A 25,053-nucleotide genomic window follows, 5' to 3' on the forward strand; every position below is an offset into this window, starting at 1 on the left:
TCAGTCTTCCATCTCTGCCAGCAAACGCTGCATCTCATCCAGGGCCTGGTCAGTCGAAGGCCGCTGCGGGTTTTCGATCTGTTCGGCCAGGCCAGCAATGGTCGGGTTGTGGAACAGGCTGCGCAGCTCGACCTTGACGCCGAAGCGGCTCTCCACGCGGGTCATCAGACGCATCGCCAACAGCGAGTGGCCACCCAGCTCGAAGAAGCTGCTGAGCACGCCGACCTGCGGCAGATCCAGCAGCTCCTGCCACAGCTCGGCCAGTTCGTGCTCAAGCGCGGTACGCGGCGCCACACCTTGCTCGGTTTGCGCTTGCGGCGCCGGCAGGGCCTTGCGGTCGATCTTGTGGTTGGCATTGAGGGCGAAACGCTGCACCTGGATGAAGCCAGCCGGCACCATGTAGGCCGGTAGCAGGTTTTCCAGGTGACGGCGCAGCGCTGCCTCGTCGACTGGGCTTGCGGCTTGCAGCCAGGCGAACAGGCTGTGGCTGCGTGCATCGAGCATCACCACCGCCTCTTCCACGCCGGGGTAACGGCGCAGCAACGATTCGATTTCGCCCGGCTCGATGCGCAAGCCACGCACCTTGACCTGGAAATCGGCGCGGCCGACATAGGCCAAGCAGCCGTCGTTACGGCGGCGCACCAGGTCGCCGGTGCGGTACATGCGGCTGCCAGGTTCGCTGGCGAACGGATCGGGCAGGTATGCCGCTGCGCTGATCGCAGGCGCTCGCTGATAGCCACGGGTCACCCCGCTGCCGGCGATGTACAGCTCGCCGGTGCTGCCCAGCGGCACTGGCCGCAGGCATTCATCGAGCACGTAGCAACGGGTGTTGAGCAGCGGCATGCCGATATCGGCGACCCCGGCCGGCACCTCGCGCAGCGCCTGGGTGGTAGACCAGACCGTGGTTTCGGTCGGGCCATAGGCGTTGATCAGCCGCACCCCCTTGGCCTGCAGCACACTCACCAGTTCCGCCGGTACGGCTTCGCCGCCGATCAGGCCGCGCAGGGCTGGCCAGTCGTCACGCCCGGTTTCCAGCAGGATCTGCCAGCCGGCAGGCGTGGCTTGGAACACGGTGGCACGGCGCAGCAGTTCGAACAGGCGATGGCCATCGACCACCTGTTCGCGACGTGCAAGGAGGATGGCCGCGCCGTTGAGCAGCGGCAGAAACAGCTCCGGCTTGCACATATCGAAGGCGTAGGTGGTGCTGGCCAGCCAGACGTCCTTGGCCGTCAGCGGCAACTGGCGATCAAGGCCAGCAAGCAGGTTGCTCAGGTTGCCACGGCTGACCTGTACGCCCTTCGGCGTACCGGTGGAGCCTGAGGTGTAGATCACGTAGGCCAGTTGCAGCGGCGACACCGGTAGTGCCAGGTCGTGCGCTGGCTGTTCGTCCAGCGGCAGGTGCTCGACTGCAAGGCTGTCGACACCGCCGAGCACCTCAGCGCAGGCCTGCTCGCTGAGCACCAGCCGTGGCCGCGCATGCTCGATGATAAAGCGCAGGCGTGCGCCCGGTTGTTGTGGGTCCAGCGGCAGGTAGGCCGCGCCGGCTTTGTGGATCGCCAGGATGCAGGGCAGCAGCCAGGGGCCTCGGGTCAGGCACAGCGCGACCAGATCATCGCAGCCGACACCCTGGCCGCGCAGCCAGTGGGCCAGGCGGTTGCTCTGGGCGTTGAGCTGGGCATAGCTGTAACGCTGCTCCTGGCAATCCACCGCCAGCGCATCCGGGGTGTCCAGGGCCTGGCGCTCGAAGCGCGCGATCAGATCCGGCGTCTGGCTCAGCGCATGCGCGGGCAGGTTCCACGGGCGGCGGGTCAGGGCCTGATCGGCATTGGCCAGGTCGATATCCCACAGGCGCGCCTCGGGCCGTGCCAGCATACCGTCGAGCAGGTGACGGTACTCGTTGGCGTAGCGCTGCATGGTGCCGGCGACGAACAGCTCGGTGTTGTACTCCAATACGCAGTGCCAGGCGCTGCCGTGCTGCTCGATATGCAGGCCGATGTCCACCAGGGCGCTGTCGCTCTCGACATCCAGGCGCTGCGCCGACAGCCCGGCAAAGCCGTGGCCGACAGCCGCCACGTCATCGCGCTGAATCAGGTTGAACAGCGCCTGGAACAGCGGCGTATGGCTGAGATCGCGGCGCACCTGCAAGGCTTCCACCAGTCGCTCGAAAGGCACGTCGCCGTGCTGCTGGGCGCTCAGGTGGGTGGCTTGCAACGCCTGCCAGAACGACGCCACCGATTGCAGCGGGTCGATCTGGCTGCGCAGTACCTGGGTGCTGGCGAAATAGCCGATGAGATTGTCGGTGTGCGCCTGCTGACGCTGCGCTACCGGCAGCCCGATCCACAGCTCGCGCTGGCCGGAATGTCTGGCCAGCAGCACTTTCCAAGCCGCCAGCAGCGGCGCGAAGGCCGTCAGGCCATGACGCTGCGCGGTGCTACGCAGGCGTTCGACCAACTCGGCGGGCAGCTCGAAACGCAGGCGCCGCCCGTGATAGCCCTGCTCGGCTGGGCGTGGCAGGTCGGTGGGCAGGTCCAGCACCGGCGGCTCGCCGGCCAGTGCTTGGCGCCAGTAGTCCAACTGCGCCTCGATACGTGCCTGGCCGGCAGGCGTCTGCCAACTGGCGGCTACATCGCTGAACTGCAACGGCAGCGGCACCAGGGTGGCCTCGGTTGCGTTCAGTTCGGCAAGGTAAAGACGTTGCAGCTCATCGAAGAAGATCTCCAGCGAACGGGCATCGGCGATGATGTGGTGCAAGGTGGCTTGCAGCACGCTCTGCCCTTCGCCCTGATACAGCCGCAGCCGCCACAGCGGCGTCGCGCCAAGATCGAAGGCGCGCTGCGATTCCTCGCTCAAGGTGCGGGCGAAGGCCGCTGAATGCACACCCTGTTGCAAAGGCTCGACACTGAGCAACGTGCCGTGCAATGGCACGACTTGCTGCCGCGCCCCCGCTTGAGTCTCGCTGAACACGCTGCGCAAGCTGTGCTGGCGTTCCACCAGTTTTGCCAGTGCGCGCTCCAGTACCTCGGCTTGCAGGTTACCGTGCAGGTGCATGGCCAGTGACAGGTGGTAAGCCTGGGTGTCGCCCTGCAAACGGTCGAGGAACCACAGCCGTTGCTGAGTGAAGTGCAGCGGTGCCGACGCCTCGCCGAATGGTCGCAGAATGCCCTCGCCTGCGCTCTCGGCAGTGGCCAGACTGGCCGCCAGTTCACCCAAGGTCGGGCGCTCGAACACGCAACGCAGCGGCAAGCGCCGCGCGTAACGCTCGGCGATGCGCGCCACCAGGCGTGCTGCCAGTAGCGAATGGCCGCCGAGGGCGAAGAAATTGTCGCTGGCGCCCACCACATGGCAACCCAGCAACTCGCACCACAGTTCGGCCAGTTGTGCCTCCCACGGTTCGCTCAGCGCGCTGTCGCGCTGACCTTCGTGTTGGCGTGGCGCTGGCAACGCCTTGCGCTCGACCTTGCCGCTGGGGCTCAGCGGCAAGCTGTCGAGGCGTACGAACTGGCTCGGCAGCATGTAGTCCGGCAGGTGCTGCGCCAGTTGCACACGTAGCGCGGCATCGTTCAGCTCAGCACTCGCCGTCGGCGTGACCGAGTAGTAAGCCACCAGGCGCGCGCTGTCGCCGCTGCCCAGTAGCACCACGGCCGCTTCGCGCACCCCGTCGAGCCGCGCCAACAGAGCCTCGATCTCGCCCAGCTCGATACGGAAACCACGCAACTTGACCTGGAAGTCCAGGCGCCCCTGATAGTCCAGGCTGCCATGGGGATTGCGTCGCACGCGGTCGCCGGTGCGGTACATGCGCGCGCCCGGCACGAACGGATCAGGCAGGAAGTTCGCCGCGCTCAGGGCAGGCGCGGCGAAATAACCACGCCCCAGGTTGGCCCCGGCCAGGTACAGCTCACCGGAAACACCCGGCGCCACCGGCTGCAAGTCGGCATCCAGTACATAGGCGGCGGTGTTGACCACAGGCTGGCCGATTGGCACCTCCACCCCACCGCTCACGCCTTGACGCGGCTCGAAGGTGCTGTAGACGGTGGCCTCGGTCGGCCCATAACCGTTGATCACTTGGGCGCCACGCTGCTCCATGGCCTCGGCCAGCGCACACGGCAGGGCCTCGCCACCGGAAATCGCGCGCACGCCCTGCCAACTGCGAACACTGTGCGCCACCAGCATGCGCCAAGTGGCCGGGGTGGCCTGCATTACCGTTGGCTGGCCGGCTTCGATCAGGCGGTCGAGCGCTTGCGGGTCGCGTACCTGTTCACGGTCGGCGAGCAGGATGCTGGCGCCGCGCCCCAGCGGCAGCAGCAGTTCGACGATGGCGATGTCGAAGGTCGCGGTGGTCAGCGCCAGCACGCGGTCATGCGTGGTCAACGGCAGCACCTGCTGCACGCCGAGCATGAGGTTCATCAGATTGCCACGGCTAATCGCCACGCCCTTGGGTTGGCCAGTGGAGCCCGAGGTATACAGCACGTAGGCCAGTTGGCCAGGATGCACGTTCGGCGCGCGGTAGGGTTCGGTGCTGACCAGCGCATCGACATCCAGCAGCTCGACCGCACTGCCCCACTCGGCCAGTTCCGCCAGGGCCTCGGCATTGGTCAGGCACAACCGCGGCTGCGCATGGGCGAGGATGTAACGGCCGCGCTCGGTCGGGGTGTCCTCAGCCAACGGCACGTAGGCGGCGCCAGCCTTGAGAATGGCCAGCATGGCCATCGGCAGGCGCGCATCGCGCGGCAGGCGCAAGGCCACACGATCTTCGGCGCCAACACCACGGGCCTGCAAGGCAGCCGCCAGGCGCTCGGCCGCCAGGTTCAGTTCGGCATAGCTCAGGCGCTGTTCACCGGCCTGTACCGCGATGGCAGCGGGCTGCGCGGCGACCTGCCGTGCAAAGGCCTGCAGAATGTCTTCACGCCCCTGTACCGCTTCACCGTGCAGGCGTGCCAGCGCAGCCTGCTCGGGCTGCCAGACGAGTTCGCCGAGTAGTTGTTGCGGTTGTTCGAGCACGGCATCGAGCAACGCCAAGTACTGCGCGAGCAGCGTCTGGGCGGTCTGTTCGCGGAACAGCTCGCTGCTGTACTGCAAGCTCAGGGCAATGCCGTGTTCGCTGTCGCGCACGTCCAGGTGCAGATCGCACAGGGCGCTGTCGGGGCGATTATCGAGCGGCTCGGCAATCAGGTCGGTCAGCTCGAAACGCTCCAGGGCATGCCCCGGGAAGTAGTTGAACATGGCTTGGAACAACGGGTTGTAGCTGACCTGACGAGCCACGCCGAGCTGTTCGATCAGGTAGTCGAAAGGTAGATCCTGATGCGACTGCACCGCCACCGACAACGCCTGCAACTCGCGCATCAGTTGCAGCAGGCTGGCCGTGCCGGCGAGTTTCTGGCGATACACCAAGGTGTTGACGAAGCAGCCCACCAGCGGTTGCAACGCCGCGTGATGACGGTTGGCGGCCGGCACCCCGACGAGGATGTCGCGCTCGCCGCTGCGGCTGCGCAGCAGCAGTTGGAAGGCGCAGAGCATGGGGATGAAGTTGCTCCAGCCGTGGCTTGCGCTGAATGCCCGCAGACGCGCTGCGAGCGCATCCGGCAGGCGTTGCTCGACGCGCCCGCCAGCCTGGCTGGCATGCGCAGGACGGGGGAAGTCTGCGGCCAGGTCGAGCACCGGCAAGTCGCCGGACAACTGCTCGCGCCAGTAGGCCAGTTCGTCCTGGCAGGCCGTGCTGTCCATCCACTGACGTTGCCACAGGGCATAGTCGGCGTACTGCATGGGCGCCTCGGCCAACGCAGGTTTTTGCCCATGGCGCAACGCGCGGTAATGGGCGCAGAGACCGTCGATGATCAGTTGCAACGACCAGCCATCGGCGGCGATATGGTGGCAATTGAGCGCCAGCACGTGCGCCTGCGGCCCGAGGCGATACAGGCAGGCACGCAGCAGCGGCGCGCTGTCCAGGCAGAATGGCGTCATTGCGTCCTGGCGCAGCAAGGCATGCAGTTGCGCCTCGCTGTCCACGTCGATCAGCGGCAAGGCCAGCTCGGCCTGGGCAAGGATGACCTGCGACGGCTCACCGCCGTCACTGACGAAACGCGTACGCAGGACTTCGTGCTGATCGACCAGCGCCTGCACCGCTGCGTGCAGGTCAGCCACATGCAGGTCGCCGCTCAGGCGTACTGCGCCGGCCAGGTTGTAGGCTGGGCTGTGCGGTTGCAGTTGTTGCAGGAACCACAGGCGCTGTTGGGCGAACGACAGCGGCAGGGTCTGCGGACGCGGCAGACGTTTGGGTGTGGTTGTCTCGCTGGCCTGCTGTTGTTCCAGCCACTCGGCCATCGCGGCAATGGTCGGGCGCTCGAAGACCACGCGCAGCGGCAGGTCCTTGCCGCACAGCTTGCCGATCTGGCCAATCAGCTGCGTGGCCAACAACGAATGCCCGCCCAATTCGAAGAAGTGATCCTCAATGCCAACCCGCGAAAGCCCCAGCACAGCTTGCCAGGCTTCGGCCAACTGCGCTTGCAGCGCGCTGCTTGGCGCGACATAGCGCGCTTCGCTTTGTGCGGCGAAGTCAGGCGCCGGCAGGGCCTTGCGGTCGATCTTGCCGTTGGCGTTGAGCGGCATGCGTTCGAGCAACATGAACGCGCTGGGCAGCATGTAAGGCGGCAGATTGGCGGTCACGAACTCGCGCAGCGCCTCGATGGAGGGTTGCGGGTCGGCCACCAGGTAAGCGACCAGTACCTTGGCGCGCTGCTGGTCGTCACGCGCCAGCAGCACCGCTTCACGCACACCCGGGTAACGGGTCAGGCAGGCTTCGATCTCGTCCAACTCGATACGATGGCCGCGAATCTTCACCTGATGGTCGGTACGACCGACGTACTCCAGGTCGCCATTGGCCAGGAAACGTGCCAGATCGCCGGTGCGATACAGGCGGCTGCCGTCGTTGGCGATGGGATCGGGCAAGAACACCGCCGCCGTACGGGCCGGGTCGGCCATATAGCCACGCCCAACCCCCACGCCTGCGACGAAGATTTCCCCCACTGCACCACGCGGCACCGGTTGCAGTTCGCTATCGAGCAGGTACAGACGGTTGTTCAGAGTGGCGCGGCCAATCGGCACGCTGCTGCGCGACGCGTCCAGGCGCTCGGTGAGCGGATGGAAGGCCACGTCGTCGGAGCATTCGGCTGGCCCGTAGGCGTTCATCAGCGGGATGCCGGGGTAGCGCTCGAACCAGCGCCGCGCCAGCGCCGGTGGCAGCGCCTCGCCAGTGGCCAACACCCAGCGCAGCGCCGTGCGCTCCAGGCCCGCATCGAGCAGGCTTTGCATCAGCGACGGCACCGCCTCGAGAATGCTCACGCCGTGGCGAGCGACAGCCTCGGCCAGGGCTTCGGGGTTCTGCATCACGCAGTCCCCCAAAATCACCGTGCGCGCGCCCAGCACCAGCCCGGCGAGGGTCTGCCATACGGAGATGTCGAAGCACTGCGGCGCGCTCTGGGCGATCACGTCATCTTCATTCAGGCCCAGGCCCGGCAGTTTGCCGAGGATGTTGTTGAGCATGCCGGCGTGGGCCACCATCGCCCCCTTGGGCGTGCCAGTGGAGCCGGAGGTGAAGATGCAGTAGGCCAGCGACAGCCCGTGCACCGGAATGTCCAGGTCGGCATCACTGTAGCCGCTCAGGGCCGCAGGTTCGTAGTGCAGCGCCGTTGGCAGTTGCGCCATCTGCTGCAACGCCTGCTGCGCCAGCTCAGCCTGCTGCACGCCGTGCAGCAACAGCGGCGAACGGCTCTGAGTCAGCACCTGGGCCAGGCGCTGCGGCGGATTGCGCGGGTCCAGCGGCAGCCAGCCGGCGCCTGCCTTGAGTGTGGCAAGGATCATCACCACCAGGTCGAGGCCACGCTCATCGAGCAACGCCAGCAGGTCGCCGTCTTGCACGCCATTGGCGCGTAGATGCCGGGCCAGTCGGTTGGCTGCCCGGTTCAATTGATCGAAACTCAGGCTGCGCTCGCCGTGCACCACGGCGATTCGCTCGGGGGTACGACGTACTTGCTGTTGCACGCGCTCGACGTACAACGGCTGCAATTGCGCGGTGTCCGCCGCAAGGCCACCGCTGGCCCAGGCGTGTTGCTCGGCGACTTCAGCCGCATCGAGCATGCCGATGTGTTGCAGCGGAGTCTGCGCATCATTGCCAAGGCTCGCGCCCATGTTCAGCAACAGCGTGCGCAAGTGGCGCAGCATCTGCTCGATTTCCTCACGCAGGAACCAGTCGGTCTGGTAGGTCAGTTGCAGGTGCAAGCGCTCGCCAGGCACGATCACCACGGTCACCGGATAGTTGGTGTGGGTGCGGTTGGCCATGTCGCTGATCAGGTAGTCCAACTGACCTTGGCGCAGGCTGGCGGAGATCGGCGCGTTTTCGAAGACGAACAGGCTCTGGAACAGATCCTGGCGCTGTACATCGCTCCATCCCTGGATCTGCGCCAGTGACACGCTTTCATGTTCGCGCACGCTCAGGTTCTCGGCCTGCAAGGCTTTGAGCCAGGTACCGAGGGGCTGCTGCGGGTCACAGCTCCAGCGCAGCGGCAGGCTGTTGATGAACAGCCCGACGATGCTGTCCATGCCCTGCATGTGCACCGGGCGCCCTGCCACGGTGACGCCGAACAACAGGTCGCGATTACCGCTGTAACGCGCCAGCAGCAAGGCCCAGGCACCCTGTACCAAGGTGTTGAGGGTAATGCCCAGGCCGCTTGCCGCCTGCTGTAGACCCTGTGTCTGCTCGGTGCTGAGGTGTTCGACACAATCCTCCACCGGTTCCGCTGCATCGACCACCCGGCCAGGGTGGCCGAAACCGAACGCGGTGGGCGTGTCGAAGCCGGCCAGGCGCTGCTGCCAGAAGCTCTGATGATCCTCCGGCTTCTGCTGCTCCAGCCAGCGGATGAAATCGCGGTACGGGCGTGGCTTGGGCAGTGCCAGGCGGCGCCCCTCACGGGCGGCGCGATAACCTTCGAGAAAGTCCATCATGATGATGGAGAAGCACCACGCATCCATGAGGATGTGGTGATAGCTGCGCACGAACTGATAGGTATCCGGGGCCAGCTTGAACAGGCGCACACGCATCAACGGGGCCTGGGTGAAATCCAATCCCTCGCGACGCTCCTCGGCCAGCAGTTGCTCAAGACGCGCCTGCTGCTCAGCCTCATCGATATCCGACCAGTCCGCATAGCTGATCGGTAGTTCGACCTGCTTGTGCACCACCTGCATCGGGCGCTTCTGCTGCTTCCACACGAAGGAGGTGCGCAGCAGCTCGTGGCGCTCCACCACCTGTGCCCAGGCCTGGCTGAAGGCCTGTAGATCGAGTTGCGGCAGTACCATCACATGACGGTATTGCAGCAGGTACATGCCCTTGCCTGGGTGCATCAGGCTGTGGAACAGCAAGCCCTGCTGCATGGGCGCCAGGGGGTAGATGGCCTCGATATTGCGGGAAAGTGCTTTGACCTTGTCGTTCATGCCGAGGGTCTCCTTGCCGGGGGCTGGGGATGCGGGGGCGCCGTGGGGGTTGTTCATTGCAGTTGCTCGAGCAGACCGAGGAATTCATCGTCGGAAAGCCCCGAGTCGGCGAAGTCAGCGGCGGTGGCGCGGCCCGCTTCGGGGGCCAGGCAATGTTCGAGCAAGGCTTCGATGCGCTGCTCGAACTGCTGTGCCAGCGCGCTGACCAGGGCCTGATCATGCACCTGCGGGGCGTAGCGCCATTCGATATGCAGCTGGCCCAGGTCGACCAGGGCGGTCACGTCGAGCAAATGGGTGCGGCGGGTTTCAGGAGCGCGCATGGCCGGGCACAACGGCTGCGCCAAGCGCCACAGGCGCGAATTCCCCAACCACTGGTCGACCCGCCCGAGGTAGTTGAACGTCAGCAGCGAAGCGGCACCCAACCCATGCTGTGGATCGAGGCGCAGCAGGCCGTAGCCGATGCCCTGCTCGGGTACGCGGCGCAAGGCCTCCTTGGCCGCGATGATCGCCTCTTCCGGCTGCTCGGTGACCGGCACGGCCAACGGGTAGCGGCTGGTGTGCCAACCCACCGAGCGCGACAGGTCAGGACCTTGCTCCCAGCCACTGCGGCCGTGACTTTCCATCTCCAGGGTGACCTGTTCGCGCCCCAGCCACTGGCCGATCACGCCCGCCAGTGCCGCCACCAGCAGGTCCTGTACCTGGGTGCTGTAGGCGGCATGGCAGTCGCCCAACAAGCATTCGGTGCTGGCGACGGAGAGTCTGGTTTCCAGCGTACGGCTTTCGGCATACAGGCTGAGCGCAGGAGCGACCTCGCCCTCCTCGGCCAATTGCGCCTGCCAGTAGTCGCGTTGGGCCAGCACTTCAGGGGCCAGGCGATGCCGCTGCAAAGCCTCGCTCCAGCGATCAAAGCGCGTGGACACCGCCGGCAACGAGGCTCGCGGGTCGTGGTACAGGCTTTCCAGCTCCTCGAGCAGTACCTGCCAGGACACCGCATCGACCAGCAGGTGATGCGCGGTGCACAGCAGATGCCCGCTTTCGGTGAAATACACCCAGCGAATCAACGGTGCTCGATCCAGCTGCCAGCCCTGCTGCCACTGCTGTAGCAAGGCGTCGTCCAGCGGCTGTTCGACCACCTGTAACAGTGTGTCGGCCTTTACCGCCGACAACGCTTGATAGCGTTGCTGCCAGCCCTGCCCGCTGCGCTCGAAGGTCAGCCGCAGGCTGCTGTGACGTTGCAACAAGCTCGCCAATGCCTGGGCCAGGCGCACAGGCTCCAGAGGCTGGTGAACGGCCAGCAACAGGGACTGGTTCCAGTATGCAGGCGTGGTCTGCCGCTGGTCGAAGAACCAGGCCTGGATCGGCGTCAGGGCGAACGCGGCGCTCGGCTCGGCACTATCGGCCTTGGCCTGCTCGGCCACACTGGCCAGTTCCACGGCCTGCTCGGCCCAGCCGCTGACCGATGGGAACTCGAAGATCTGCTTGGGCTTGAGCTGCAAGCCCTGCTGCTTGGCACGGGCAATGATCTGTAGGCTGAGGATCGAGTCGCCACCGACTGCGAAGAAATTGTCGTCGGCTTGCAGGTCGGGCTTTTCCAGAATAGCGCGGGCAATCGCCAGCAAACGCTCGACCTTGGCGCGCTGTGGCGTCTGTGCCACGCGCGCCAGCGCCCGCACGCTGGGTTCGGCGAACAGTTGCTTGGGGGTGAGGGTGATCTGCTGCTGGCGTGCACGGGCAATGATCTGCAGGCCGAGAATCGAATCGCCACCCTGGGCGAAGAAGTTGTCGTCCGGGCCGATGTCCGGGTTGCCCAGCAGTTCACGCCAGATCGCCAGCAAGGCGCTTTCCAGCGTATCAAGCGGCTGCTCGGTGCGTGCCTCAAGAGGACGCGGCGCTTGCTCGGCCAGGTTCGACAACGCCTGACGATCAACTTTACCGTTGGCCAGCAGTGGCATCGCCTCCAGGCAGTGCCACTGCGCTGGCTGCATGTAGTCCGGCAGACGCGCCTGCAACGCGCGCTGAATATCCGCCAGTGCGCTCGGCGCTGCGACCAGGAAGGCCACCAGACGGTTGCCGGTCAACGGCGTCGGCGCGTTGAGTACGCGCACATCCTCGACCTGTGGCAGCGTGCGCAATTGCGCCGCCACCTCCGAGGGCTCGACGCGGTAGCCGCGAATCTTCACCTGCTCATCCAGGCGCCCGAGGAACAGCACCCGGCCTAGATGATCGAGGCGTACCCGGTCACCTGTGCGGTAACCCCGTGCACCGAAGCGCGCCTGATCGACCTCGCTGGCACTCAGGTAGCCGCGTGCCACGGTCGCCCCCTCGATATACAACTCGCCGCTGACGCCAGCCGGCAGCACTGCGCCATCCGGCCCACGCACGCTGACACGCACGTTGCCCAGAGGACGCCCGAGCGGTGCGTCACCCTCGCCTTCGACCTCGTGGGTCAAAACGCCCACCGTGGTTTCGCTGGGCCCGTAGTGGTTGACGATACGCAGCTGCGGGCTGAGGGCGTGCACCCGCGCCAGCAGATCGGCGCCCAGCGCTTCGCCACCGAGGACCAGGCACTGGCGCGGCAACAGGCGCTGCGGCTCGCGGGCCACCAGCAAGGCGTTCAGGTGCGAAGGCACGATTTTGAGCATGTCCACCGGTTGCTGCCCAAGCAACGCCGCCAGTTCCTCGGCATCGAAGGCCAGCGCTTCGTCCAACAGGCGCAAGCGCCGGCCGCTGAGCAGCGCGCCGAACAAGGCGGTGTGGCCCAGGTCGGTGGCACAACTGGCCAGGCTCGTCAGGCTGGCGTCGGCACTCAGGCGCAGGCGCTCCAGGCAGGCGCTGACATAGTGAACGAGGTTGCCCTGGGTCACCTCAACGCCCTTGGGTCGCCCGCTGGAGCCGGAGGTGTAGACCACATAGGCGGGCAAGTCTGCAGGCACGCTGGCGCGCAGCGGCGCCTGGCTGAACAGCGCCTCGGCCGGCACGGCCAGCCACTGCACCTGCGCGGGTAACCAGGCGGGTCGTTCACCCTCGCCCACGTATACCTTGGGTGCCGCATCCAGGCAGATCTCCAGCAGACGCGACTCGGGCCACTGCGGGTCGAGGGCCAGATAGGTGGCGCCGCACTGCCACGCGGCGAGCATGTGCATCACCAGTTCACGGCTGCGCGGCAGGCACAGAGCAACCCGATCACCGCTTGCACGCAGCAAGGCGTGCAGGCGTTCGCCACGGGCAACCACAGCGCTGGCCAGTTCGGCATAGCTCAATTGCCCCTGCTGATCTTCAAGCGCGATGCTTTGGGGGCTTTGCATGCAGTGTTGGGCAAAAGCGTTCCAGGCGCTCTCGTGCGCTACCGGCAGGCGTTCGCCCGACAACTGCGAACGCTGCGCGTGTGGCAGCCAGTCCAATTCGGCAAACGGCACGCCCGGCTGCTCCATGGCCGCCATGACCAGGGCCAGGAACTGCACCTGAAAACGCTCGACGCTCTCGTGTCGATACAACGCCTTGCTGTAACGCCAGCGCCCGACGAACTCAGGCGTGTCATCGATGATCACCAGGTTCAATTCGTGGGCCGCACCACGCTGCTCGCCCATCATGCGCTCGATGTAGCGCTCGAACGGCACGTCACGCTCCTTGTTCAGCGTGAACATGTGCTGGAACACCGGTGCCCGACCCATCTGCCGTGGCAAGTCCAGGTGCTTGGCCAGGCGCGCGAAGGGATAGTGACGATGGCGCAAAGCCTGCCGGACAGTGCCAGCCACCTGCGTGGCCCACTGCGCGCTGGACAGGTCACGGCGCACGCGGCAGCGCACCGGCAACGGGTTGACCAGATACCCCGGCAGCTCAGCCTGCTCACGCTTCAGGCGCCAGCCACTGGGCGTACCGAGCACGAAATCCTCCTGCCCGGACAGCACACTGAGAAACTGCTGGAACAGCGAGAACCAATAAACGTAGGGCGTCACGCCCAGGCTTTGGGCCACTGCACGCAGCCGCTGGCTGTCGTGCGCACCAAAATGGAAAGACAGCTCTCCACCTTCGAAGCCCTGGGTGCTGCCATGGGCGAAGTCGGTGGGCAGCTCCAGCGTCGGCGCATCGGCCAGCTGTGCCTGCCACCAGTTCAGTTCCTCGGCCTCGATCGCCTCGCTGCGCAGGTACACGGCGCTGCTCCAGTTGCGATAGGCCTCGGGGTCGACATCGGCAAGCACCTCGCCATCGGCCAGGGCGAACAGCTCGCTGAACAACACGTCGAAGGTGGTCAGGTCGGAGGCGATATGGTGGATACCCAACAGCACCGTGTACTCGACACGCTCGCCCAACTGGTTGCTCAGCAGCACCAGCCGGCTGACCTCGCCGGCGCTGAGATCGAAGGGTTTGTCGGCCAGCTCGACGACACGCCGCTGCAAGCTGGCGGCATCCGCGTCCTGCCAGGTTTCGCACTGTAGCGAAGTGGGCTGCGGCCTGCTGTCCCACTGCACCAACTCGCCATCACGCTCGACATAGGCACTGCACAGGTGCGGATAACGCTGCTGCACCACCTGCCAGGCCCGCTCCAGACGATGCGGCAGATCCGCCCAGAGGTACTGCGGCCTGATACGCCCAGCCAGCACGATGTTGTAGGCGCAACTGCCAGGCTCCATGCGTTGCAGGAACCACAAGGCCTGCTCGTTATCGTTGAGCGGGCGCGCCTGGAAGTAGTCCGGGTGGCGCGCCAACCAGGGCAGTATCTCAGCACTACGCGATTGCAGCTCACCCTCCAGCGCGGCGCTCAGGGCCTGCGGCAAACCGGTGGAAATCACCAGGCGGCCTTCGCTTGTGGACAGGCGAATACCGCGCAGCCAGCAGTCGTACATCAGGCGGTCGAGCATGGGTCGTCCTTAATAATGCGGATTCGAGCTAAGCCACCCTGGCAGTGGCTTCGAGGGTTATTCAGCGTCAGACAGCCGAAGCGGGCTCGGCCATGGCCACCACCACCTTGCGCTCTCCCTGGAAGGTGGAGCGGCCATGGGCGACCAGCATGTTGTCGAGCATCAGCGCGTCGCCCGCCTGCCAGGGGAAGCTGATCTGGGTGCGCTGCAGGACATCGCGCACATGCTCCAGCGCCTCCGGCTCGATGGGCGAGCCGTCACCGTAGAAGACGTTACGTGGCACACCCTCCTCTCCGACGATCGACACCAGCGTTTCGCGTAGCGCTGCCGGGAGGTTGGAGATATGGAACAGATGCGCCTGATTGAACCAGACCCACTCCCCGGTGACCGGGTGCTGCGCGACGGCCTGACAGACCTGGCGGGTACGCAGCTCGCCGTCGTCCTTCCACTCGAAGTCGATGTGGCTGAGCCGGCAGAAGTGCTCGACCTCGCTGCGATCCTCGGTGCTGAAAGCCTGCTGCCAGGTGAGGTCCAGACCATTGCCGTAGTTGCGCACGTACATCAGGCGTTTTTCAGCGAAACGTTGGCGGATGGCCGGATCGATGCGCTGATACACCAGGCGACTGTCAGCAATCGGGGTCTCGCCACCGACCGGCGCGGCCTGGATGCAGTGAAACCAGATCTTCATCGGCCAGTTCAACGCGTAGGACTGCTCGTTGTGCAGGGCAATGACTTGGTGAGCGGGGTATTCGGTGGAGGTATAGACGCGGCTGTTGAGCTTGGTGCGCGGCGTGGAAGCGTAGTCGTAGGTCAGCAGCTCGTGACCGAAACTGCGGGCGAAATCTTCGAAGTCGTTGGTGTCACGGAAGGCGAAATCGCGAAAGAGGATGCCCCCGATGGTCTGCAAATCGCAGTCGACAGCACGCTTGATGAGCGCGGCGTGATCACGCCAGGAGTCGCCTGGAACCGGGGCGCGCAACACGCGAGGTAGCAGCCCCTCGCCACGCGCCTGAACCTCATCCAGTGAATGGTCTGCACGGCTGAGCAAATCGGTAAGCATCTGGATTCCTTGGCGCTACTGATGAGGCGCAACAAGTTATCGCAAAACATACTCACTATCAAACGTGAATTAATATTATTTATGTATAAGCCGCGTACGCTACTGCTGCACGCAAGTTGGCGAAGCAGCAGCGTATCTATCATCACTTGGACGGCTTCAGCGGCTGCCCAAGAATGCTCACTTTTCCTGGAGGTTGTAGTCGCGTTCGCCGATGTGCGACAGCAGCAGGTACGCCGAGCCGATCATGCCCTGCATGGTGTCGGCGAAGCGGCTACGGTTGAAATACAGGAACTGATGGTTCTTCACAGCGAACAGGTTCTGCCACTGCGGCGAACGGCGGAAGGCTTCGGTGCTCGCCTGCGAATCGAGCATTTCTTCGTAGGTATCGATGATGAAATCGCTGTCGAAGTCGCCAATGCGTTCCAGGCTGTAAGGCACGTTCGGACGTGCCTCCTTGAAGGCCGACACACGCCCGAGGCCGAAGTCGGCGATCACGTCATCCATGCCAGAGCGGCCAATCAGCTGGAACCCGTCTGGATAGACCTCCAGGGTGGTAACTGTGATGCGCCCCGGCTCCTTCACCCGCTTGGCGAATTCGCCAACGATCCATTGGTACTCGCTCAACAGCTTCTGGTAGCGCTGCTGCTTGCCTACCAGTTCGGCCAGCTCCTTGGCGTAGGTCTTGATACCGGCCTCGCGCGCTGGCAGCAGCACCACCGGGGCGATGCTACTGAGGCGCTCCTTGAGGTCCTGGTGATAGGACAACCCGACGATCAGGTCAGGCTTGAGCGCCGCGATGGCCTCAAGATCAGGCGCCTGGTGTGAACCGACATAGCGGATGCCAGAGACATCGAAGCGCTGCTGTGCACCACGGAACATCGCATCGGCGAGCAGCTTCTTGCGCCCCGTGGAGCCGCAGGGGGTTACGCCCAGCTCGAGCAGTTGGGTAGTCAAGCTCAGGTCGTGCAGCGATACCACGCAATGCGGCTCGACGGGCACCTCGACACGGCCGAAACGGTTCTCGAACACACGGGTGTCAGCGGCCACGGCCTGCATCGAACTCAGACCCAGCAGCGCACAGGCCATCAGGGAAAGCGCTTTGAACTTCACCATCATCTTCGTCTTGTCCTTCAGTGACGACGCGTCAACGGTTGCGTTGCCGCGCCAGCAAAACCAACAGATAAGGCGCACCGATAATCGCGACCACAAGGCCCGCCGGCAGTTGCAACGGCGGCAGCAAGGCGCGCCCGAGGGTGTCGCCCAGCAGTACCAGTAGCGCACCGAACAGTGCCGACAGCGGCAGCAGCGCGCCATGCCGATCACCGCACAACTGCCGTGCCAGGTGCGGCGCGACCAGGCCCACGAACGTCATCACGCCGATATTGGCCACCGTCGCTGCGGTCAAGGTGACACTGCACAGCAGCAGCAACAGCATGATCAACGGTGCATTCAGGCCGCGGCTGAGCGCCACACGCTCGCCCAGTTGCAGCAGATTGAGCTGGCGATGGCAAAACAACAGGGGTATGCCCGCCACCAGCAGCCAGATCAGCAGGCTCTGTACCTGCGGCCATCCACTGCGATGCAGGCTGCCGCCAAGCCACATCAACGCCGATTCGACCCGATCGATATTGCCGTAGGTGATCAGCAGATCGGAGACGGCACCGAGCATGGCCGTAAGCCCCACGCCAACAAGAATCAGACGCAGCGGGGCAATCCCAGCGCGCCAGGATAGCGCGACGATGAACAGCGCCACCGCCAGGCCACCGAGCAACGCGGCCAGTGGATAGAGCCCCACCGGCAAGGCTTGCGGCCACAGCACCAGGATCAGCAGCATGGTGACGCTGGCGCCCGCCTCGACCCCGACCAATCCCGGCGCAGCCAGTGGGTTGCGCGTCAGCGACTGCATCAACACCCCGGCCAGCGCCATCGCTGCACCCCCGAGAATCGCCAGCAGGATACGCGGCAGGCGCAACTCCCATAGGACACTGGCCGACAGCGCCGCCTCGTCGGCGAACAGGCCCTGCCAGAGCTGCGCCATGCTAGTGGTGTAGCTGCCGACGCTGGCCGCATACACCGTCAGGGCCGTCAGCAACAAGAGCAGCGTCAAGGCCGCCAATGCATCAATGGGGCGGCCGACCCAAGGCAACCCGGGGCAACGCCTTGGCGTGGTCAACCAGCGACTCACTTGAGTTTCCTCAATACCAACCCGACGAATACGGGACCGCCAATCAGCGCGGTGACGATGCCGGTGTTGAGTTCATAGGGGCTCACCAGGGTGCGCGCCACGACATCGGCCAGCACCAGCAACAAGGCGCCCAACAAAGGCGTGGCTACCAGCAATTGCCGCAGGTCGTGGCCAACCAGCAGCCGCGCCGCATGCGGTACTACCAGCCCGACAAAACCGATCGGGCCAGCCAGTGCCACCGCACAACCGGACAGCAGCACCACCGCTGCCAAGCTCAACAAGCGCATGCGCAATAGGTTGACGCCCATGCTGGAGGCCACCTGTGCACCCAGCCGATAGGCATTCAATGCCCGCACATTGAGCAGGCAAAGCGACAGGCCAATGACCAGGTAGGGCCAGAGCCAACTGGGCAGGTTTGCCCCGCTGATACCCAGCGAGCCGGTCAGCCAGCGCCGCAGGCTGTCCAGCCCTTGCTGATCGATCAGCAACACAATCGCGGTGATAGCGCCGAACAGCGCGGCCATCATCGCCCCGGAAAGCGTCAGCCGCACCGGATTGGGTGTGCGCCCGGCCAGCAGCATGACGCCGACGGCGGCCACCAGAGCGCCGCTGAAGGCAAACAAGGGAATCATGCTCATGTCGTTGCCCGGCAGCACCAGCAAGCCAATGACCACGAACAAGGCCGCGCCACTATTGATGCCGAGGATGCCCGGATCGGCCAATGGATTGTCGCCAACCGCCTGCATCAGCGTGCCAGCCAGCCCCAGACAGGCGCCCACGAGCATCGCCACCCACAGGCGCGGCAGACGCGAACCGCGAATGACGCTGTGATCAGATTGACTCGGGTCATACGCCAGCAGCGCCTGCCAGACATCATGCCACGGGATCGACTTGGCCCCCACCGCCAGGTGCAGCGTCGAGGCCAGGACAATGCCGATCGAGATCGATAGCCAGATCGGCCAGCGCAACCCACCGCTCATCGGGCCACCTGGCCGTCGTGCGCGCGCAGGCGCGCAGACGCCGGCACGCACAGAGGATCACCGGAATGCGGATCGATAAGAATGTGCGCATCCAGGTCGAACACCGCCTTCAAGTTGCCCGGGGTGAAGACCTCGGCAGGCGCCCCTTGGGCGTGAACCTTGCCCTGGCGCAACATCACCAGTTGATCGGCATAACGCGCGGCCTGGTTGAGGTCATGCAGAACCGCGACGATAGTACGCCCCTGGTCACGCAACTCGGCGAGCAGTTCGAGCAAGGCGATCTGATGAGCGATGTCGAGGAAGGTGGTGGGCTCGTCGAGCAGGATGACCGGCGTCTCCTGCGCCAGTGTCATGGCAATCCAGCAGCGCTGTAATTGTCCACCGGACAGGGAGGTCAAGCTGCGGTCCAGCAGCATCCCGACATCGGCCAGTGCCACGGCGCGATCAACCGCCTGTTGATCGGTATCACTCCACGGCTGCCACCAGCTTTGCCAGGGGTAGCGCCCCTGCATGACCAGCTCGCGCACGGTGATACCGGCAGGCGAGCTGGTACGTTGCGGCAACAGTGCGATTTGCCTGGCCAGTTCACGGCGCGAGAGCTGAACGTGGGGCTTACCTTGTAGCAATACGTCGCCGCTGGCGGGGCGCAGCATGCGTGCCAGCACGTTCAACAAGGTGGTCTTGCCGCACCCATTGGCACCAATCAACGCAGTAAAACAGCCCTCGGGAATGCTCAGGCTGATGTCATCCAGCACCTTCAGTCCGTCGAATTGAAGCTCAAGCCCCGTCGCTTTCAACATGCACGCACACTCGAATTCGAACCCCCGCACCAGCGCAGCCCGCCGGACATGTGGGTTCATCGCGAATCTCACCCCGCTCAGGGCGGACAGTACCTACGGCAGCATCCAGGCCTTGAACATTCATGCGCAGTAGCTTGCAGCAATAAATTAGTGAAGACAATAAATTGTGCGCTAGTACAAATATTTCTCATTTAGATGTAGAGTTCGCCCGCTACTGCTGACTGCCAAGAAGCAGGCGTGAAGGATCACAGAACATCCTCCGCCTCGCGCACACATACTAGAAGACCAAAGGATGTTCCTTCGCCATGTGCCAGGTTACGCACCCAAGCCCCGAACGTTTCGCCCCACGTCCCGCCTTCAGCCTTACTGCACTGGCACTGGCCATGGCCAGCCTGGGTTCAGGCAGCCTGCATGCCGCTGAGGCCGACCCAGCCACCACGGTTGCGCCCTTGGAAATCGAGGCCACCAACGTCACCGGGCAAAGCGTCGAGCAGCCCACTGAGCACGTGGTCGGCTATGTAGCCAAACGCAACCTGAGCGCGACCAAGACCGATACGCCGATCACCGAAACCCCGCAGTCGCTGTCGGTGGTGACGAGCGATGAGGTACGCGACCGCCAGGCGGAAACCCTCGGCCAGGCGCTGAGATACACGCCAGGCTTCACCAGCGGCTCGACCAACTTCAACCGCACGGCGGACCGCTTCCGCGTGCGTGGTTTCTCGGTCGAATCCGCCACCGGCGGCTCGCTGCGCGACGGCCTGCGCCTACAGACCAACTCCTACGACGGCACCCAGGAACCTTATGGCCTGGAGCGCGTCGAGGTCATTCGCGGCACTGCTTCGGTGCTCTACGGCCAGCTCTCGCCTGGCGGCATGGTAAACGGCGTCAGCAAGCGCCCAACCCAGACGCCGTTTCACGAGCTGAACCTACAAGTAGGCTCCTATGACCGCAAACAGCTCGCCGCCGATTTCAGTGGTCCATTGGGCGATAGCGACACCCTGAGCTACCGCCTGACCATGCTCGGGCGCGACAGCGATACCCAGCAGGACTATCTCAACGACGACAAGTTCTACATCGCCCCAGCGCTGACCTGGCGCCCAGACGAAGACACCTCGCTGACCTTGCTGTCTTTCTACCAGAAGACCGATACGCGTTTTCCTGCACCGGTGCCCTATCAGTTGACCAAAGGTGTCGGTAACGGCGCCTTCAAGATCGGCCGCCACGATTTCATCGGCGAGCCGGACTACGACGATATGAATGGCGAAATGTCGGCCCTGGGGTACGAATTCAGCCACCGCTTCAACGAGCACTTCACGGTCAACCACAAGCTGCGTTATTCCGAGTCGGATGTGAAGTGGAGGTACTTGCAGGTCGTGCCCGGTACGGCCGCCGCCACTGCCACGACCGGCATTCTGAACCGCCGATACAGTGACCGCCACGAACGTGCTCGGGTCCTGGGCAGCGATACCAACATCGAATCCAAATGGCAGTTCGGCAACGTCGAACAAACCGTGCTGCTCGGTTTCGACGGCTACGACATGTCCTACGATTCCCATAATTTCCGAGGCGCTGCCCCCGACCTGGACCTGAGTCGTTACAACTATGGACAGCCCGTAGTGGTTAACAGAGCCCGTGCCCTGGATCGTGGCTCGCAGATCGATACGCTGCAAAAAGGTGTGTATCTACAGGATCAGATCAAGTTCGACGACAAGTGGGTCCTGGTGCTGGGTGGCCGCCACGACTGGGCTGATCAGGATCAGATGGCGCATCGCACAGGTGCCAAGGCCAGCCAGAGCGACGAAGCCACCACCTGGCGCGCGGGCCTGGTGTACCTGGCGGACAACGGCCTGGCGCCCTACGTCAGCTACAGCGAGTCGTTCTTCCCGGTTTCGGTAGCAGAAGCCCCCGGCCTGAACTTCGAACCCACCGAAGGTAAACAGTACGAAGCCGGTGTGCGTTATCAGCCCAAGGACAGCACTGTCCTGCTCAGCGCAGCCGTCTACGAGCTGACCCAGACCAACGTGCTCAAAGAGGACCCAGTGACCGAAGAGTTCCGCCAGACCGGCAAGGTCCGCTCGCGCGGCCTGGAGCTGGAAGCCAAGGCGGACGTCACCCCGGCACTCAGCGTAATCGCCTCCTACAGCTATACCGATGCCCGCACCATCAAGAGCACCATTGACTCCGAGATCAATCAACGGATCGATGAAACGCCGTATCACCAGGCGGCGCTGTGGGCCACCTACAACCTCGTCAACTGGGGCATTCCGAAACTGACCGTGGGCGGTGGCGCTCGCTACATGGGTACCACGCCGGTCTCGGGCCTGGATTCGTCCATGCCCGCCTATACCCTGTTTGACGCCATGGCGCGCTACCAGATCGACGACCAGTGGACGGTAACCGTCAACGCCACCAACCTGACCAACAAGCTCTACACGACCTGTGACGCCGTCGACTGTCAGTACGGTGACGAGCGCACCCTGGTGACCTCGCTGAACTTCAACTGGTAATCCACCCCGGCGCGCGCCGCGCAAGCACCCTGCCATGCCCGCTGCCTGTCTCTGAAAGATAGAGGCAGCGGGCAGGCGGATGTGCTAAAACCTGCGAGTTTCCATGTGGCATCGGAGAAACTCGTGCACATCGACTGGCTCAGCTTCACCCCCTGGTCATCCCTTGCAGGCGGCGCGTTGATTGGCTTGGCGGCCAGTCTGTTGGTCATCGCCAATGGGCGTATCGCCGGCATCAGCGGCCTGATCGGCAGCCTTTTACAGCGCGGTGGCGAGGGCCGCAGCGAAACATCCCTTTTCCTCCTGGGCCTGCTTGTCGCACCGCTACTCTGGGGCTTGTTCTTCACGCTGCCACACATCTCATTCGAAAGTGACGGGCTCGCCCTCGTGGTCGCCGGAATACTGGTGGGCGTCGGTACGCGATACGGCTCAGGCTGCACGAGTGGCCACGGGGTATGCGGCTTATCGCGCCTTTCGCCCCGTTCGATAGTGGCCACTGTGAGCTTCATGCTGAGTGGTTTCGTCACGGTGTTCGTGTTGCGTCATCTGCTGGGAGGATGAACGTGGCCAAACTGTCGGCGTTCATCGCAGGTCTGCTGTTCGGCTTGGGCTTGCTGTTGGCAGGTATGGCCAACCCCAGCAAAGTATTGGCGTTTCTGGACCTGACGGGTGCCTGGGATCCCTCCCTGGCGTTGGTCATGCTCGGGGCCATTGGCGTCGCCGTGGGACCGCTGACATGGGCCCGTCGGCAGTCCCGCTCGCTGCTGGGTCAGCCCATGCAGCTACCGGTCAAACGAGAATTGGACGCGCGCTTGATTGGCGGGAGTTTAGTGTTCGGCATCGGCTGGGGCATAGCAGGGATCTGCCCAGGCCCGGCAGTGGCCACGTTGCTCACAGGGCACTGGCAAGTGCTGGTGTTCACGTTGGCCATGCTCAGCGGCATGCTGTTGTTCAAGGCACTGGAGAGCCGACGCCGCGCTTGAGCCGACGCAGATGATGGCTGAACGTACGGAAGACGCCGCCTTCAACAGCGCTGGCGAAAGTAATCGCCCAGAAATTCCACCGTTACCCTCACCTTCGCCGAACTGAGCAATGGCGAGGTATGTACCGCCCAGATATCCGCAGGCTGAGCGTATTCAGCCAGCACCTGCACGAGCCGCCCAGCTTGCAGGTCGTCTTTGACATCCCACCTCGAACGCAATAGCAGGCCACGCCCATCCAGGCACCACTGCCGGGCGATTTCGCCATTGTTGGTAGAGAGGCTGCCCGCCACTTTGACGGTCTGCGGCCCTCTGGGCCCGATCAGGTTCCAGACTCCAAACGGGTGGTCCCGCTCTTTGATCACCAAGCAGTCATGCTGCCCCAGGTCTGCCAGGGTTTCGGGTGTGCCGCGCGCTTGCAGGTAGCCGGGGCTAGCGCACAGCACACGATGGTTCTTGGCCAGCGGCTTGGCGATAACATGCGGCGATATGTCATTGCCCACCCGGATATCCAGGTCCACGCCCTCCTCCATCAAATCCACCAAGCGATCCTGGATATCCAGGCGGATGTCCAGTCCAGGGTAGCGCACGGCCAATTCAGCCAATGCCGGCGCGACCATGCGACGCCCGAGGCCTGGGCTGCTGACCACCCTTAGCAGACCTTTGGGCTCACCCTGCCAGGCGTAGATTTCATCGCCCAGCTGGCTGACCTGATACAACAATTGCTGCGCCCAGGCACTGACGCGCTCCCCCTCCTCGGTCAGGGTCACGCTGCGCGTGGTGCGGTGCAGCAAGCGCAGGTTGAGGTCTTGCTCCAACGCGCGAACGCGTTTGCTGACAAACCCGGCAGACATGCCCAGTTCGTCAGCCGCAGCAGAAAAACTGCAACGACGTGCCACCAACAAGAACACATTCAAGTCGTGCAGGCTGGGTAGATTGTTCACGATTCGGAAACCAAGTTTCTATAAATGTACTGATTTTGTCTGATTTGGAGATATATAGCATAGGGGCTCCTCCACCGGACAGAGTTTCCCCTATGACCAACACCCCGTTTCGTATCGCGGCCATTCCCGGCGATGGCATTGGCCTCGAAGTCCTGCCTGAGGGCATCCGGGTCCTGGAAGCCGCCGCACGCAAATACGGCCTGGCGTTGCAGTTCGACACCTTCGGGTGGGCTAGCTGCGACTACTACCTGCAACACGGCAAGATGATGCCGGACGACTGGTCCGAGCAGCTCAAGCGCTACGATGCCATCTATTTCGGTGCCGTCGGCTGGCCTGACAAGGTGCCCGACCACATTTCGCTGTGGGGCTCGCTGCTCAAGTTCCGCCGCGAGTTCGACCAGTACGTGAACATCCGCCCGGTGCGCTTGTTCCCAGGCGTGCCTTCGACCCTGGCCGGGCGCAAGGTCGGCGATATCGATTTCGTGGTGGTGCGGGAAAACACCGAAGGCGAGTACTCGTCGATTGGCGGGATCATGTTCGAGAACACCGAGCAGGAATTCGTCATCCAGGAATCGATCTTCACCCGCCGTGGCGTCGATCGCATCCTCAAGTACGCCTTCGAACTGGCCGAGAAGCGCGAGCGCAAGCATGTGACCTCGGCCACCAAGTCCAACGGCATGGCGATCAGCATGCCGTACTGGGACAAGCGCACCGAGGCGATGGCCGCGCACTACCCCACGGTCACCTGGGACAAGCAGCACATCGACATCCTCTGCGCGCGCTTCGTGCTGCAACCGGATCGCTTCGATGTGGTGGTGGCCTCCAACCTGTTCGGCGACATCCTCTCCGACCTCGGCCCTGCCTGCGCCGGCACCATCGGCATCGCGCCGTCGGCCAACCTCAACCCCGAGCGCAGCTTCCCGTCGCTGTTCGAGCCGGTGCACGGTTCGGCCCCGGACATCTACGGCAAGAACATCGCCAATCCCATCGCGATGATCTGGTCCGGCGCGATGATGCTGGAGTTCCTCGGCCAGGGTGATGAACGCTACCAGCGCGCCCACGACGACATGCTCAAGGCCATAGAGACGGTGATTGCCGAGGGCAAGCTAACCCCAGACATGGGCGGCACGCTATCGACCCAGCAGGTGGGTGCCGCGATCACTGAAGCGCTGTTGCAGCGCTGAGCCCCACACAGAGGTGCCAGGCGCCCCGAAGGCACCTCTGTAACCCTTGTGCCAGAGCCTTCTGCGCAGGATATGCC

Annotated in this window: 12 protein-coding genes; 4 read left to right on the forward strand and 8 right to left on the reverse strand. The window is 64.2% G+C overall.

Going from position 1 to position 25,053, the window contains the following annotated elements; translation table 11 throughout:
* The 7 genes from ACNFIC_RS03245 to ACNFIC_RS03275 form a co-directional block, all read right to left on the reverse strand.
* On the reverse strand, positions 1 to 9,537 hold the full coding sequence (locus tag ACNFIC_RS03245; RefSeq protein WP_416779876.1) for an amino acid adenylation domain-containing protein: 9,537 nt from the start codon (positions 9,535 to 9,537) through the stop codon (positions 1 to 3).
* Positions 9,534 to 14,339, reverse strand: a complete 4,806-nt coding sequence (locus ACNFIC_RS03250; RefSeq protein ID WP_416779880.1) for a condensation domain-containing protein — start codon at positions 14,337 to 14,339, stop codon at positions 9,534 to 9,536. Before ACNFIC_RS03250 ends, ACNFIC_RS03245 begins: the two co-directional genes overlap by 4 nt.
* 67 nt (positions 14,340 to 14,406) lie before the next feature.
* Entirely contained in the window at positions 14,407 to 15,399 is a 993-nt protein-coding gene (locus tag ACNFIC_RS03255) for a TauD/TfdA family dioxygenase (RefSeq protein WP_416779882.1), read from the reverse strand.
* Between the two features lie 177 nt (positions 15,400 to 15,576).
* On the reverse strand, positions 15,577 to 16,515 hold the full coding sequence (locus ACNFIC_RS03260; protein ID WP_240791706.1) for an ABC transporter substrate-binding protein: 939 nt from the start codon (positions 16,513 to 16,515) through the stop codon (positions 15,577 to 15,579).
* Between the two features lie 28 nt (positions 16,516 to 16,543).
* Positions 16,544 to 17,584 carry a FecCD family ABC transporter permease gene (locus tag ACNFIC_RS03265; RefSeq protein ID WP_138217827.1) on the reverse strand — a complete coding sequence of 347 codons (1,041 nt, stop codon included), beginning with the start codon at positions 17,582 to 17,584 and terminating at the stop codon, positions 16,544 to 16,546.
* On the reverse strand, positions 17,581 to 18,564 hold the full coding sequence (locus ACNFIC_RS03270; protein ID WP_138217828.1) for a FecCD family ABC transporter permease: 984 nt from the start codon (positions 18,562 to 18,564) through the stop codon (positions 17,581 to 17,583). Before ACNFIC_RS03270 ends, ACNFIC_RS03265 begins: the two co-directional genes overlap by 4 nt.
* Positions 18,561 to 19,364 carry an ABC transporter ATP-binding protein gene (locus tag ACNFIC_RS03275; protein WP_416779885.1) on the reverse strand — a complete coding sequence of 268 codons (804 nt, stop codon included), beginning with the start codon at positions 19,362 to 19,364 and terminating at the stop codon, positions 18,561 to 18,563. The genes ACNFIC_RS03270 and ACNFIC_RS03275 overlap by 4 nt, the downstream gene beginning before the upstream one ends.
* 383 nt (positions 19,365 to 19,747) lie before the next feature.
* On the opposite strand from ACNFIC_RS03275, the gene ACNFIC_RS03280 reads away from it, so the two are divergent.
* From ACNFIC_RS03280 to ACNFIC_RS03290, 3 genes are all read left to right on the forward strand, one after another.
* Positions 19,748 to 21,871, forward strand: coding sequence for a TonB-dependent siderophore receptor (locus tag ACNFIC_RS03280; RefSeq protein WP_138218168.1), 2,124 nt, complete (start codon positions 19,748 to 19,750; stop codon positions 21,869 to 21,871).
* 105 nt (positions 21,872 to 21,976) lie between these two features.
* Positions 21,977 to 22,429: a YeeE/YedE family protein gene (locus ACNFIC_RS03285; protein WP_416779887.1), complete on the forward strand. Its 453-nt coding sequence runs from the start codon at positions 21,977 to 21,979 to the stop codon at positions 22,427 to 22,429.
* A 2-nt stretch (positions 22,430 to 22,431) separates the two neighbouring features.
* A complete protein-coding gene (locus ACNFIC_RS03290; protein ID WP_138217831.1) occupies positions 22,432 to 22,851 on the forward strand; it encodes a YeeE/YedE family protein in 420 nt (139 codons plus the stop codon).
* Between the two features lie 41 nt (positions 22,852 to 22,892).
* On the opposite strand, the gene ACNFIC_RS03295 is transcribed toward ACNFIC_RS03290, so the two are convergent.
* Positions 22,893 to 23,792, reverse strand: a complete 900-nt coding sequence (locus ACNFIC_RS03295; protein WP_138217832.1) for a LysR substrate-binding domain-containing protein — start codon at positions 23,790 to 23,792, stop codon at positions 22,893 to 22,895.
* 92 nt (positions 23,793 to 23,884) lie between these two features.
* Between ACNFIC_RS03295 and ACNFIC_RS03300 the strand changes: the two genes are divergently transcribed.
* A complete protein-coding gene (locus tag ACNFIC_RS03300) occupies positions 23,885 to 24,976 on the forward strand; it encodes a tartrate dehydrogenase (RefSeq protein ID WP_416779890.1) in 1,092 nt (363 codons plus the stop codon).
* The last annotated feature ends 77 nt before the right edge of the window (positions 24,977 to 25,053 follow it).

It is taken from the genome of Pseudomonas sp. NY15463, from assembly GCF_048068415.1.
GTDB lineage: Bacteria > Pseudomonadota > Gammaproteobacteria > Pseudomonadales > Pseudomonadaceae > Aquipseudomonas > Aquipseudomonas mosselii_C.

What these genes read in the sequence shown, in the direction of transcription:
- ACNFIC_RS03275 (WP_416779885.1), bottom strand. Translation starts at nt 19,364, where the DNA reads ATGTTGAAAGCGACGGGGCTTGAGCTTCAATTCGACGGACTGAAGGTG.
- ACNFIC_RS03255 (WP_416779882.1), bottom strand. Translation starts at nt 15,399, where the DNA reads ATGCTTACCGATTTGCTCAGCCGTGCAGACCATTCACTGGATGAGGTT.
- ACNFIC_RS03280 (WP_138218168.1), top strand. Translation starts at nt 19,748, where the DNA reads ATGGCCAGCCTGGGTTCAGGCAGCCTGCATGCCGCTGAGGCCGACCCA.
- ACNFIC_RS03250 (WP_416779880.1), bottom strand. Translation starts at nt 14,339, where the DNA reads ATGCTCGACCGCCTGATGTACGACTGCTGGCTGCGCGGTATTCGCCTG.
- ACNFIC_RS03270 (WP_138217828.1), bottom strand. Translation starts at nt 18,564, where the DNA reads ATGAGCGGTGGGTTGCGCTGGCCGATCTGGCTATCGATCTCGATCGGC.
- ACNFIC_RS03300 (WP_416779890.1), top strand. Translation starts at nt 23,885, where the DNA reads ATGACCAACACCCCGTTTCGTATCGCGGCCATTCCCGGCGATGGCATT.
- ACNFIC_RS03260 (WP_240791706.1), bottom strand. Translation starts at nt 16,515, where the DNA reads ATGATGGTGAAGTTCAAAGCGCTTTCCCTGATGGCCTGTGCGCTGCTG.
- ACNFIC_RS03245 (WP_416779876.1), bottom strand. Translation starts at nt 9,537, where the DNA reads ATGAACAACCCCCACGGCGCCCCCGCATCCCCAGCCCCCGGCAAGGAG.